The 12,126-nt window shown below is 72.0% G+C and carries 11 protein-coding genes; 5 read left to right on the top strand and 6 right to left on the bottom strand.

Annotated features, from left to right (window positions below; genetic code table 11):
- Window positions 1-10: 10 nt before the first annotated feature.
- The gene (locus A2U95_RS14755) at window positions 11-439 is read left to right on the top strand and encodes a VOC family protein (RefSeq protein ID WP_166022696.1); all 429 of its coding nucleotides are present in this window, start codon (window positions 11-13) and stop codon (window positions 437-439) included.
- A gap of 112 nt (window positions 440-551) precedes the next feature.
- Here A2U95_RS14755 and A2U95_RS14750 read toward each other — a convergent pair whose 3' ends face one another.
- Window positions 552-1,673 carry an MrcB family domain-containing protein gene (locus A2U95_RS14750; protein ID WP_166022694.1) on the bottom strand — a complete coding sequence of 374 codons (1,122 nt, stop codon included), beginning with the start codon at window positions 1,671-1,673 and terminating at the stop codon, window positions 552-554.
- The gene (locus A2U95_RS33560) at window positions 1,609-2,298 is read right to left on the bottom strand and encodes an ATP-binding protein (RefSeq protein WP_166022692.1); all 690 of its coding nucleotides are present in this window, start codon (window positions 2,296-2,298) and stop codon (window positions 1,609-1,611) included. Before A2U95_RS33560 ends, A2U95_RS14750 begins: the two co-directional genes overlap by 65 nt.
- 132 nt (window positions 2,299-2,430) lie before the next feature.
- Here A2U95_RS33560 and A2U95_RS14740 point away from each other — a divergent pair, with 132 nt between their 5' ends.
- Both A2U95_RS14740 and A2U95_RS14735 read left to right on the top strand, forming a co-directional pair.
- Window positions 2,431-3,318: a helix-turn-helix domain-containing protein gene (locus A2U95_RS14740; RefSeq protein WP_166022690.1), complete on the top strand. Its 888-nt coding sequence runs from the start codon at window positions 2,431-2,433 to the stop codon at window positions 3,316-3,318.
- On the top strand, window positions 3,315-3,527 hold the full coding sequence (locus A2U95_RS14735; RefSeq protein ID WP_240957329.1) for a DUF397 domain-containing protein: 213 nt from the start codon (window positions 3,315-3,317) through the stop codon (window positions 3,525-3,527). The genes A2U95_RS14740 and A2U95_RS14735 overlap by 4 nt, the downstream gene beginning before the upstream one ends.
- Window positions 3,528-3,608: 81 nt before the next feature.
- On the opposite strand, the gene A2U95_RS14730 is transcribed toward A2U95_RS14735, so the two are convergent.
- The 3 genes from A2U95_RS14730 to A2U95_RS14720 form a co-directional block, all read right to left on the bottom strand.
- Window positions 3,609-4,025, bottom strand: coding sequence for a PIN domain nuclease (locus A2U95_RS14730; protein WP_166022688.1), 417 nt, complete (start codon window positions 4,023-4,025; stop codon window positions 3,609-3,611).
- Window positions 4,022-4,252 (bottom strand): type II toxin-antitoxin system VapB family antitoxin, encoded by a 231-nt coding sequence (locus tag A2U95_RS14725; RefSeq protein WP_166022686.1) that lies wholly within the window; start codon window positions 4,250-4,252, stop codon window positions 4,022-4,024. Before A2U95_RS14725 ends, A2U95_RS14730 begins: the two co-directional genes overlap by 4 nt.
- Window positions 4,253-4,314: 62 nt before the next feature.
- Window positions 4,315-5,241 (bottom strand): oxidoreductase, encoded by a 927-nt coding sequence (locus tag A2U95_RS14720; RefSeq protein ID WP_166022684.1) that lies wholly within the window; start codon window positions 5,239-5,241, stop codon window positions 4,315-4,317.
- A gap of 280 nt (window positions 5,242-5,521) precedes the next feature.
- On the opposite strand from A2U95_RS14720, the gene A2U95_RS14715 reads away from it, so the two are divergent.
- Complete coding sequence (locus A2U95_RS14715; protein WP_166022682.1) at window positions 5,522-6,679, top strand: alkaline phosphatase PhoX; 1,158 nt, start codon at window positions 5,522-5,524, stop codon at window positions 6,677-6,679.
- 291 nt (window positions 6,680-6,970) lie between these two features.
- On the opposite strand, the gene ppdK is transcribed toward A2U95_RS14715, so the two are convergent.
- Window positions 6,971-9,721, bottom strand: coding sequence for a pyruvate, phosphate dikinase (gene ppdK / locus A2U95_RS14710; protein ID WP_420856994.1), 2,751 nt, complete (start codon window positions 9,719-9,721; stop codon window positions 6,971-6,973).
- Between the two features lie 922 nt (window positions 9,722-10,643).
- Between ppdK and A2U95_RS14705 the strand changes: the two genes are divergently transcribed.
- Entirely contained in the window at window positions 10,644-12,068 is a 1,425-nt protein-coding gene (locus tag A2U95_RS14705; protein ID WP_240957328.1) for an MGH1-like glycoside hydrolase domain-containing protein, read from the top strand.
- Window positions 12,069-12,126 lie beyond the last annotated feature (58 nt).

Here is a 12,126-nt window from a genome sequence, read left to right as displayed (position 1 = left end):
CGGTGCGCCGATGCCGGCGATCAAGGAGTTCCAGGTCACCTTCGACTGCGCGGAGCCCGAGCGCCTCGCCCGGTTCTGGTGCGAGGTGCTGGGGTACGTCGTCCCGCCGCCCCCGAAGGGGTTCGCGACGTGGGAGGACTTCAAGCGGTCACAGCCCCCCGAGCAGCGGGACGCGTGGTTCGCCTGCGTCGACCCCGAGGGCGTGGGCCCGCGGCTGTACTTCCAGCGCGTCCCCGAGGGCAAGGCCGTCAAGAACCGGGTGCACCTCGACGTGCGGGTCGCCACCGGACTCGTGGGCGAGGAGCGCCTCGCCGCGCTCGAGGCCGAATGCGCCCGGCTGGTCCCGCTCGGCGCGGTCCACGTGCGGACGCTGTACGACGGCAACGACGCGTGCATCCCGATGCTCGACATCGAGGGCAACGAGTTCTGCCTCGACTGAGCGCTCCCGGGCCGGGCACCGGCGTTCCGGTCCGGGGGCGGACGTTCCCTCCGTCATCCGGCCTCCGAGGTGGTTCCGCGGCGTGGTCCGAGGCCGCCGTCGCTCCTGGTCCTCACGCCAGGTCGGTCCGGTACCGGTACGAGATCGGCGTGAGGTCGGGCTGCTCCATCACCCACGGTGACGTGCAGTGCAGCACGCCGCCCTCCGCCGTCACCTCCGCGCCGGACCGGTCGAGCCGTATGGAGTGGACGACCACCAGCGCGTTGTGCGGGGCGAACGCGCGCTGGGCCTCCACCTCGGCCCGGGTCAGGACGACCGCCTGCCCCAGCGAGGTCGTGCCCTTCACCTCGACGTGCAGTTCCTCGTCCCCCCTGGTGAGGTGCAGGTCGTAGGGCCTCCTCGCGCCGACGTCCTCCACCGTCCAGCCCTGTGCCGCGAAGTGCTCCGTCGCCATGGCGACGCTGTGCGCCTCGATCACCCGCCGCTCCACCGCCGAGAGCAGGAAGCCCTGCCCGCTCCGGGTGGCCGACGCCGGCCTCGTGCCGACGGCGCCGCGCCCGGCGGCCCGGTCGGCCGACACCTCGGCGTCCAGCACCTCGGGGACGGGATCGCCGGGTATGTAGGTCGCCTCGCTCTCGGCCGCGTACACGCGGCGCAGCAACCCGGTCATGAACAGCAGGTCGTCCACGAAGGCGTCCGTCCCGGGGAGGGCGTCGCGCCGGTACCCGAGCGCCACCACGACGCCGAGTTCGTACGACCGTCCCAGCTTGCCCCCGGCGAGGTCGATGCGCCGCAGCATCCCCGCCCGGTCCTCGGCGGCCTCGATGACGTGCGGGTGGGCCCAGTTCACCCTGGCGGTCAGCTCCTCGGAGCTCCGCGAGCGCAACTCCGTGCCGGTCCAGTAGGTCGTCCCCTGCATCAGGGCCAGGTAGACGCGCGCGCCGTCCCCGCTGAACAGCAGGACGACGTACCAGCCGTTCATGGCGCTCGGCGACCGCTCCGGGTCGCACACCCGCACCCACGGCACGCGGCTCTTGCGGCCCGCGCCGTCGGCGCCCTCGATCCTCACCCGCTCGACCGGTACGCCCAGCGTTCCTGCCATCGCTTCCCGATGCGGCGCGAGGGCCCTGGGTATCTCCTCCCGCACGATCACGCCGCGGCGTTCCATCTCAGGAGTGGCCCGCCAGGTGTACCGGAGTTGCAGATCCATCACCCGGGCCAGAGCATCGTTCATCCGCGCAGTCTTCCCCAGGCCGTTCAATCGGTCCACGCGGATCGTCACCGACGGCCCAGGTCGGCCGACCGGCGGAGACACGACCGGCCCTCTCGCTGTCGTGTCCGAGGTCGGTCTCGCCCTGGCTCGACGCGTCGGAGGACTCCTGCCTCAACCGGTACCTCGTGATCTCGTCCGTCGTGGCCCCGGCCTCGTCGGTGGCGAGGCCGAGTTCGGCCCACACCGTCTTGCGGGGTACCGGGCCCACGACGACTCCCCAGCGGTCCGCGAGGACTTCGACCAAGTACAGGCCGCGACCGGACTCGGCGTCGTGGCCGGGCAGCCCGACCGTCGGGCCCGGCAGTTCGTCACTGCGCGTGTCGGTGACCTCGATGCGCACGGTGGTGGGTGAGAGGCGGACCGAGATCAGGAAGTCGCGCCCCCGGACCCTGCCGTGGGTGGCGGCGTTCCCCGTGAGCTCGCCGATGACGTGGGCGGCCGGGTCCAGCGTTTCGGCCGGTACTCCGCAGGTGGCGAGCCATGCGGTGGCCCGTCGCCGGGCCTCGCGCGCACCGCGGGGAGTGCAGGGGAGGACGGCGTCGAAGCGCGGTGCGGTGTCACGGAGTCGGGTGGTTTTCTGCCTCATGGCGGTCATCGTGGCGGTCGCCGCCTACCGTTCGCGGTGACAACAGCGGTACGTACGGTGACTGTCCGGACCCTGTCCGGCGCTGTCGGCTCCGGTCGGCGCGGGCCGTACCGGCACGGTGAGGGGTGCGGCATGCGGGTGAACGGCGCGACGGTCCGGTCGGCGGCCGTCCGGACCGGTGAGGCGGACGATCCGGGCTGGGAGGTCGACCCGGAGGACGAGTGGGGCCTGGCCGTGATCGCCACCGTGGGAAGGCAGTTGAGGCTGCGGCGCGAGGCGGTGGGGCTGCGTGCCGGGGAGTTCGGCGTGGCCGTCGGGTACGGCGAGGACATGGTCTACAAGCTGGAGGGCGGCAAGCGGATCCCCCGCCCGGAGTTCCTGGACAAGGCGGACGAGGTGCTGGGCGCAGGCGGGCTGCTCTCCGCGATGAAGGAGGACGTGGCGAAGGTCAGGTACCCGAAGCAGGTGCGGGACCTGGCGAAGCTGGAGGCTCGAGCCGTGGAGATGGGGACCTACGAGTGCCTCAGCGTTCCCGGCCTGCTGCAGACGCCCGCGCACGCCCGCGCGCTGTTCGAGGTGTGGCAGCCGCCCTACTCACCGGACGACGTGGACCGCATGGTCGCCGCCCGGATGGCGCGGCAGGCGGTCTTCGAGCGGACGCCCGCACCGTCGCTGAGCTTCGTCCTGGAGGAAGCGGCTCTACGGCGTCAGGTGGGTGACGCGGCGGTCATGCGCGGCCAGCTGGAACATCTGCTGCGGGCAAGCAGGTTGAGCTACGTGACGCTGCAGGCCATGCCGCTGGCCAGTGGACCTCACCCCGGCCTGGCGGGCCGCATCGAGTTGCTGAAGTTCGAGGACGGTACGGCACTGGGCCGCTCCGACGGCGCCTTCAACGGCAGGCCGGCATCCGACCCGAAACAGGTGCGCATCCTGGAGTTGCGGTACGGCACGATTCGGGCGGAGGCACTCCCGCCCGGGGAGTCCCGGGCTCTCATCGAGCGACTTCTGGAGGAGACGTGAACGGCGCGGAGGGCAACCCGAAGCTGCGGTGGTTCAGGAGCAGTTACAGCAGCGGCCCTGACGGCAACTCCTGCGTCGAGGCCGCCGTCGAGCCCGGCACGGTCCACGTCCGGGACTCCAAGCAGTCCGACGGCCCGCGCCTGAGCCTCTCCGCGGCGGCGTGGACGGCGTTCGTCGTCCACCAGGGCCGGCGCCGGAAGGGCGACTGAGCCGACTCGGCGCCGCGTCGGTTCGACCGCCACCGGTCGGGCGGTCACGAGCAGTGCGGCCACGCGAGGCCGCCGTCTCCTTCAGTCGGCTGTGCCGGGAGCGGCGGCCCATTCGGTGGGCTGACCGGTGATCTTGGCGATCATGTCGTAGTCGCCGTCGTAGTGCAGCACCACCGCACCGTGCCGTTCGGCCACGGCGGCGATCAGCAGGTCGGCCATGGAGAAGGCGCGATGGTTGCCCTGGGCGATCGCCGCGCCTTGAACCTCGAGCGCGCGGTCCCAGACTTCGTCATGAGTGCTGAGCCGGTCGAATCCGCGTAGCCACGTGCGCAGTCGGGTCGCTTCCGCGGCGTCGCGTGCCGAGTAGAGGACCTCCATCTCCACCGCCCCGCAGACGGCGAGCAGGCCCCGCTCGTGCAGAGGTCTGAGGGTCGCGCGTACAGCGGGCCTGCCGTACCTGGCCAGTGCCGACTTGTCGATCAGGAAACGCGAGGTCATGCGGCACCCCGCTCCGCGTCTCCCACCGGCCCGCCGTCGGCGCCGCGGCTGTCGTGGCTGAGGTCGACGTCACCCCGGTCGAGGGCGTCGAAGAACTCCTGCCGTAGCCGGTACTTCACGGCTTCTTCCATCGCCGCGCGCACTGCCGCGGCCTTGGTCTTCGTCCCGTAGAGGCGCATGGCCTCCGTGACGATGTCGTCGTCCAGATCGATCACAGTACGAGCCATACCGAAAACGATACCGTTCTAACCAGCGATTCCGATATCACTTCACCCGGACGGGGACAGGATCATCGTTTGAGCCCCTCGTACCGCACGCCCGTCAGCCGCTCGGACTCCGCCCACAGGCGGGCCGACGCGCGGTCGTCGAGGGTCCAGGGGGCGCGCCAGGACGGGGCGGGGGCGCCGCGCCACATCAGGAAGGAGGGGCCGGTGAAGGAGTCGGGGCGGACGCCGGGGGCGGTGGCGGCGTAGAGGGTGGGCAGGGCGCCCGCCTCCGCGGTCTGGGCGACGGCGCGGTCGGCGAGCCGCATCAGCCGCCGGAGGGTGTGCCGGCCCTCCATGGCGGGGCCCGCGGTGGTCAGGTTGGTGGCGGAGTAGCCGGGGTGGGCGGAGGCGGCGACCACGTCGGAGCCGGCGGCGGCCAGGCGGCGGGCCAGCTCGTGGGTGAAGAGCAGGTTGGCGGTCTTGGAGCGGCCGTAGGCGGTCCAACGGCGGTAACCCTGCTCGCTGTTGAGGTCGTGGATGTCGATGTTGCCCAGCACGTGGGCGAAGCTGGAGACGGTGATCACACGGGCGCCGGGGGTGGCCAGGACGCGGGGCAGCAGCAGGCCGGTGAGGGCGAAGTGGCCGAGGTGGTTGACGCCGAACTGCGTCTCGAACCCGTCGGCGGTGGTGCGGTGCGGCAGCGCCATCACGCCGGCGTTGTTGACCAGCAGGTCGAGCCGGTCGTGCGGGAAGGCGTCCGCGAAGGCGCGTACCGAGGCGAGGTCCGCCAGGTCCAGGCGGGCGACGTCGACACGCGCGGCGGGGACCCCGGCCTCGATCCCGGCGGCCGCCTCGCGCCCCCTGGCCACGTCCCGGCAGGCCAGCACCACCTCCGCGCCGCGGCGCGCCAGTTCCAGGGCGGTGACCAGCCCCAGCCCGCCGTTGGCTCCGGTGACGACGGCGACGCGGCCGGTCTGGTCGGGGATCTGCGACGCGGTCCAGCGGGTCATCGTCGGGCGCCTCTCGTTAGTCGGTTCTCACGTCCGCCGGTTCTTACGTCCGCCGGTTCTTACGTCCGCCGGTTCCGGTGGCCCCACCGTAGACCCGGGCCGGCCGGACGGCGGGGGCGGCCGTCACCGGGACACCCGTCACCCGGCATACATGAAGCGTTCACGACAGGTTGAGCGGGAGGTCCGGCAGGCGCTCCTACGCTCCCCTGCGGCACGAGGCAGAACCACCGGCCGCCGTCCGGCGGCCGGGCCGTGGGCACACCTCATCCCTGGAGTGAACGTGGAACGTCGCAACCTCCTGCGCGCCGCCGTCCTCGGCGGCTCGGCCGCCGTCTTCGGCGGGACCCTGTGGCGCGGCGCGGCCCATGCCGCCCCCGCGCAGCCCGGTACCGGCCCCTACGGGGCGCTCGGCACCGCCGACGCGAACGGCATCAGGCTGCCCTCCGGCTTCACCAGCAGGGTGATCGCCCGCTCGCGGCAGAAGGTCGCCGGCACGAACTACACCTGGCACGACGCGCCCGACGGCGGCGCCTGCTACGCGGACGGCAGCGGGTGGATCTACGTCTCCAACTCGGAGATCAGCTCCACGGGCGGCGCGGGCGCGGTGAGGTTCGACTCCTCGGGCGCCATCACGGGCGCGTACCGCATCCTCTCCAACACCAACGTCAACTGCGCGGGCGGCAAGACCCCGTGGAACACGTGGCTGTCCTGCGAGGAGGTGGACCGGGGCTACGTGTACGAGACCGACCCGTGGGGGGTGAAGGCCGCGGTCCGGCGGGACGCGATGGGGCGCTTCAAGCACGAGGCCGCGGCCTGCGACCCGGTCCGCCAGGTGATCTACCTGACCGAGGACGTCACCGACGGCGCGTTCTACCGCTTCCGGCCCACGACCTGGGGCGACCTCTCCTCCGGCACGCTGGAGGTCATGGTCGGGTCCTCGGCCACCAGCGGGTCCGTGACCTGGGCGCGGGTTCCCGACCCGACAGGGGCCACCGCCACCCGCTACCAGGTGTCCGGCACCAAGCGCTTCAACGGCGGCGAGGGCTGCTACTACGCGGACGGCACGTGCTGGTTCACCACCAAGGGCGACAACCGGGTCTGGGCCTACGACGCGGCCGCGCAGACCATCTCCCTGGCGTACGACGACTCGCTGGTCACCAGCGGAACGGCGCCGCTCACCGGCGTGGACAACGTCACCGGCACGTCCTCCGGCGACCTGTACGTCGCGGAGGACGGCGGCAACATGGAGATCTGCGTGATCACCCCGTCCGGCGTGGTCGCCCCGTTCCTGCGGATCGGCGGCCAGTCCGGCTCGGAGATCACCGGGCCCGCCTTCTCCCCCGACGGCCGCCGCCTCTACTTCTCCAGCCAGCGCGGCACGACCGGCAGCTCCTCCGGCGGCATCACCTACGAGGTCACGGGCCCCTTCCGCGCCTGACCCCTCACCACCGGCGCGCCCCGCCGGCTCCCGCCCACGCGCGGCGGGCGAGCCGGAGGGGCGCGTCCCGGCACCGGCTCCCGCGCCCCGGGGGCGGGCGCGGCGGGCGCGGCCCGTGAAGGAAAGGGGAAGAGGCGGCACCCCCGCACAGGGTGCCGCCTCCCGTGGTGCTCCGGGGCCGTCGTCGCCGGCCGGATGAGGGTCACGGAACGCGACCGGCTCCGGCCCCGGGGCGGAACCCGGCCGGGCGGGGGCACATCCCCGCGCCGGCCGGAAGCTGGTGACCCCGCGTCAGCGGAAGTCGCTGCCCTCCGACTCCGTCGCCGCGCGGCCCGCCTCCAGCCGCGCCACCGGGATCCGGAACGGCGAGCAGGAGACGTAGTCGAGGCCGACCTCGTGGAAGAAGTGGACGGAGTCCGGGTCGCCGCCGTGCTCGCCGCAGACGCCGAGCTTGATGCCGGGCCGGGTGGCCCGCCCGCGCTCCGCGCCCATGCGCACCAGCTCGCCCACGCCGTCCCGGTCGATGGTCTCGAACGGGCTGACGCCGAAGATGCCCTTCTCCAGGTACTGGGAGAAGAAGGAGGCCTCGACGTCGTCGCGGCTGAAGCCCCAGGTGGTCTGGGTCAGGTCGTTGGTGCCGAAGGAGAAGAACTCCGCGGCCTCGGCGATCTGGCCGGCGGTCACCGCGGCGCGCGGCAGCTCGATCATGGTGCCGATGGCGATGTCGAGTTCGGCGCCGGAGGCCTGCTGGACCTCGCGGATGACCTGCTCGGCCTCCTCGCGGACGATCTCCAGCTCCTGGACGGTGCCGACCAGCGGGATCATGATCTCCGCGTGCGGGTCGCCGCCGGCCGCCCGGCGCTCGGCCGCGGCCTCGGCGATGGCGCGGACCTGCATGATGAACAGGCCGGGGATGACCAGGCCGAGGCGGACGCCGCGCAGGCCGAGCATCGGGTTCTGCTCGTGCAGGCGCTGCACGCAGTGCAGCAGGCGCTGCGACTCGGAGACGTCCTCGCCCCTGGCCTCGGCGACGGCGGCCTTCACCGACAGCTCGGTGAGGTCGGGCAGGAACTCGTGGAGCGGCGGGTCGATCAGGCGGACGGTGACGGGCAGGCCGTCCATCGCCTCGAAGAGCTCGACGAAGTCGCCCTTCTGCAGCGGGAGGAGCTGTTCGAGGGCCTCCTCCTGCTCCTGCTTGTTCTCGGCGAGGATCAGCCGCTCGACCAGCTCGCGGCGGTCGCCGAGGAACATGTGCTCGGTGCGGCACAGGCCGATGCCCTGGGCGCCGAAGCGGCGGGCGCGGGCGGCGTCCTCGGCGTTGTCGGCGTTGGCGCGGACCTTGAGGCGGCGCTCGCCGTCGGCGAAGGTCATGACCCGGTGGACGGCCTTGACCAGTTCGTCGGCGTCCTCGGCGGCCGGGTCGGCCTTGCCCTCGAAGTACTCGACGACCGGCGACGGCACGACGGGTACCTCGCCGAGGTAGACCTTGCCGGTAGAGCCGTCGATGGAGATCACGTCGCCCTCGGCGACCACGCCGCCGCCGGGGACGGTCATCCGGCGGGCCTTGACGTCGACCTCGAGCTCCTCGGCGCCGCAGACGCAGGTCTTGCCCATGCCGCGGGCGACGACGGCGGCGTGCGAGGTCTTGCCGCCGCGGGAGGTCAGGATGCCCTCGGCGGCGATCATGCCGTCGAGGTCGTCGGGGTTGGTCTCGCGGCGGACGAGGATGACCTTCTCGCCGCGGGCGGCCCACTCGACGGCGGCCTTCGAGGAGAAGACGGCCCTGCCGACGGCGGCGCCCGGGGAGGCGGCGATGCCCTTGCCGGCCTGCTCCGCCTTCGCGTCGGTGTCGAAGCGGGGGAACATCAGCTGGGCGAGCTGGGCGCCGGTGACCCGCTGGAGCGCCTCGGCCTCGTCGATCAGGCCCTGGTCGACGAGCTGGGTGGCGATGCGGAAGGCGGCGCCGGCGGTGCGCTTGCCGACGCGGGTCTGCAGCATCCACAGCTTGCCGCGCTCGATGGTGAACTCGATGTCGCAGAGGTCCTTGTAGTGGTTCTCCAGCGTCTCCATGATCTCCATGAGCTGGTCGTACGACGTCTTGTCGATCGACTCGAGCTCGCAGAGCGCCACGGTGTTGCGGATGCCGGCGACGACGTCCTCGCCCTGCGCGTTCTGCAGGTAGTCGCCGTAGACGCCCTGGTGGCCGGAGGCGGGGTCGCGGGTGAAGGCGACACCGGTGCCGGAGTCGTCGCCCAGGTTGCCGAAGACCATGGAGCAGACGTTGACCGCGGTGCCGAGGTCGCCGGGGATGCGCTCCTGACGGCGGTAGAGCTTGGCGCGGTCGGTGTTCCAGGAGTCGAAGACCGCCTTGATGGCGAGGTCCATCTGCTCGCGCGGGTCCTGCGGGAAGTCGCGGCCGGCCTCGGTCCGGACGATCTCCTTGAAGCGGGCGACGAGCTGCCTCAGGTCGTCCGCGTCGAGGTCGGTGTCGACGGTGGCGCCCTTGGCCTCCTTGGCCTCGTCGAGGGCCTCCTCGAAGAGGTCGCCCTCCACGCCGAGGACCGTCTTGCCGAACATCTGGATGAGGCGGCGGTAGGAGTCCCAGGCGAACCGCTCGTTGCCGGCCTGCTGGGCGAGGCCCTCGACGGAGGCGTCGGAGAGGCCGATGTTGAGGACCGTGTCCATCATGCCCGGCATGGAGAACTTGGCGCCGGAGCGGACCGAGACCAGGAGAGGGTTGTCGGCCTGGCCGAGCTTCTTGCCCATGCGGCGCTCGAGCGTGTCGAGGTGCGCACTCACCTCGTCACGCAGTGCCACGGGCTCCCGGCCGCTCTCCAGGTAGACCTTGCAGGCCTCGGTGGTGATGGTGAAGCCCGGAGGCACCGGAAGACCGAGATTGGTCATCTCCGCGAGGTTCGCGCCTTTTCCACCGAGGAGGTCCTTGAGGTCCTTGTTCCCCTCGGTGAAGTCGTAGACGAACTTCACCTTCTCAACGCTTGCACCGGACTGGTGGGCCTCGCTGCGGTCTTTGTTTACCAACACGGTTCTCGACTCCTCGAGGACGCGATGACTGCCCTGACGGCGAGGAACATACCCAGATCCAGGGGTTATGGGTACGTCCGCCTTCGAACCGCATGCGCGTGACGGGGGTCGGACCGATGATCGCCAAGTCAAGACTTGGCAAGCTTTGGGCGTCCGATGTGTTCAAGACTTGAAGGAACACGCCCGAAGAGAGCGGGGTGGTCGCTCATGTGAGCAGGGTTGTAGCTCGTCTGAATTTGAGCGATGAACGATCATCGGATGGCACCGAGTGCCACGGCTTGATGAAGTGCAGTCAAGACGAAGACGCTCATCTGAGCGGATGGCCTATCAGGGGTGGCGAGAATCACGCCCCGCGGAGTGCCGGATTTCACCATGCGGACGCCTCGCGCGCGGCCGTCCGGCCTGCACACTTGGGGGACGCCCCGCCGTCCGCGCGTCCGCGCCCGGCGGCTCGGTACGCCGTCGGCCCGGTCCGGTGCGAACAGTTCCGGCCAGATCTCGGACGATCTTCCGCCCCTCCCGGGACGGCCGTGAGGGCACGGTCACCGCGCGCAGTGCGCCGCGTTTCACAGCCCGCCCGCACGGGACGCGTCGTCGCAGGTCAGACCCTTTGCCGGCAGCGGCGGGGAACCGCGCGGCCGAGCGGGTGAACACGCCGACCCTTGTCTTTTGCGAAATGCCGATTACATGATGGTTTCGCGTGCTTAATAGACGTACTTCCCGGCAGACCTGACGGAATGTGTGGCCCCCGTCACGTCTGCCCTTCGATGTCATCCCGTGGGAGAGAAGTCCGGTGGACAGCCCAGCAGACCGTGCCGACGTCGGTCACACCCGGCGGACGGAGACCGCGGAACCACCCGCGGAGCCTGCGGATACGGCCCACCCACCGGCCTCCTCCGTCCCCGGCCGCGCGTCCGCCGCGGTGGCCGGAACCACCGGGGCCGCCGAGGCCCTCACGGACGCGACACTCCCCTTCGACCCGTCCTCGCTCGCGGGTTCCCTGCACGCCCGGGCCCGCCTGGTGCTGGAGGACAACTGGCAGGGCGCCTCGACGGTGCCCTCGCGCTCGCTCTACCCGCACCAGTGGTCGTGGGACTCGGCGTTCGTCGCGATCGGCCTGCGCCACCTCTCCCCGCTGCGCGCGCAGACCGAGCTGCGGACGCTCTTCTCCGCGCAGTGGGACGACGGGCGGATCCCGCACATCGTCTTCAACCCCGCGGTGCCGCACGACGCCTACTTCCCCAGCCCCGACTTCTGGCGTTCGACCACGGCCGGCCGTCCCTCCGGCGCCCCGCCGGCCGTCCAGACCTCGGGCATCGTCCAGCCGCCGGTGCACGCGCTGGCCGTGTGGCTGACCCACCGCGCGGATCCGGGCCTGTCCCGGACGAACGGCTTCCTGCGCCGCGCCTACCCGAAGCTGGTGTCCTGGCACAACTACCTGCTGCGCCACCGTGACCTGGGCGCCGGCGGCCTGGTCAGCGTGGTCCACCCCTGGGAGCAGGGCATGGACAACAGCCCCTGCTGGGACCCGCCGCTCTCCCGGGTGACGCCGGCCCCCGCGGGCTCCTTCACCCGCGCGGACCTGGCGCACGGCGCCCCCGAGGACCGGCCCACCGACCTGGACTACGGCCGCTACGTCAAGCTGGCCATGGACTACCGGGACCGCGGCTACGTCGACGGCGGCGGCGAGTTCGCCGTGGAGGACCCGGCGTTCAACGCGCTGCTGATCGCCTCCGAGCACGCCCTGGGCCTGATCGAGACCGAACTCGGCATCCGCTCCGCCGCCCGTCACGCCCGCGCCGCGCGGCTCACCCGCGCCCTGGTCGACCGGCTGTGGGACGAGCGGCACGGGGCCTTCCTCTGCCGCGACGTCCTCACCGGCGAGCTGATCGAGGAGCACGGGGTGGCGAGCCTGATCCCCCTGATCCTGCCGGCGCTGGACGAGGGGACGGCCCGCGCGCTGGTCGGGACGCTGTGCGGGCCCCGGTTCGGCCTCGGTTCCTCCACCCGGCTGGTGCCCAGCTACGACCTGACCGGCGCCTGCTTCGACCCGCACCGGTACTGGCGCGGCCCGGCCTGGTTCAACGTCGGCTGGCTGATGGAGCACGGCCTGCGGCTGCACGGCCACGGCGAACTCGCCGCCGCGCTGCGCGAGGCGCTGCTGACGACGGCGGGGTCCTCCGACTTCGCCGAGTACGTCGACCCGTACACCGGCGAGGCGTGCGGCGCCCGGGAGTTCTCCTGGACGGCCGCGCTCACCCTGGACCTCCTGCACCGCTCCGAGGAGGCGTTCGACGACGTCGCGCGCTCCCTCCGCGCGGCGGCGGAGGACTCCGTCCCGCACTGACGGCTCCGCCCCGCGCCCGGCCGAGGGGGAGTTCGCGACGCGTCGCGAACTCCCCCTC

The sequence above is a fragment of the Streptomyces chilikensis genome (genome assembly GCF_001642695.1).
In the GTDB taxonomy this organism is placed as follows: Bacteria; Actinomycetota; Actinomycetes; order Streptomycetales; family Streptomycetaceae; genus Streptomyces; species Streptomyces chilikensis.
The sequence above is the reverse complement of the archived record's forward strand: the minus strand, read 5'-3'. Positions and strand labels throughout refer to the sequence as shown.

Bases quoted from the DNA above. Each gene is read 5' to 3' on its own strand.
- A2U95_RS14755 (WP_166022696.1), top strand. From the start codon at position 11: ATGCCGGCGATCAAGGAGTTCCAGGTCACCTTCGACTGCGCGGAGCCC.
- A2U95_RS14750 (WP_166022694.1), bottom strand. From the start codon at position 1,673: ATGAACGATGCTCTGGCCCGGGTGATGGATCTGCAACTCCGGTACACC.
- A2U95_RS33560 (WP_166022692.1), bottom strand. From the start codon at position 2,298: ATGAGGCAGAAAACCACCCGACTCCGTGACACCGCACCGCGCTTCGAC.
- A2U95_RS14740 (WP_166022690.1), top strand. From the start codon at position 2,431: ATGCGGGTGAACGGCGCGACGGTCCGGTCGGCGGCCGTCCGGACCGGT.
- A2U95_RS14730 (WP_166022688.1), bottom strand. From the start codon at position 4,025: ATGACCTCGCGTTTCCTGATCGACAAGTCGGCACTGGCCAGGTACGGC.
- A2U95_RS14725 (WP_166022686.1), bottom strand. From the start codon at position 4,252: ATGGCTCGTACTGTGATCGATCTGGACGACGACATCGTCACGGAGGCC.
- A2U95_RS14720 (WP_166022684.1), bottom strand. From the start codon at position 5,241: ATGACCCGCTGGACCGCGTCGCAGATCCCCGACCAGACCGGCCGCGTC.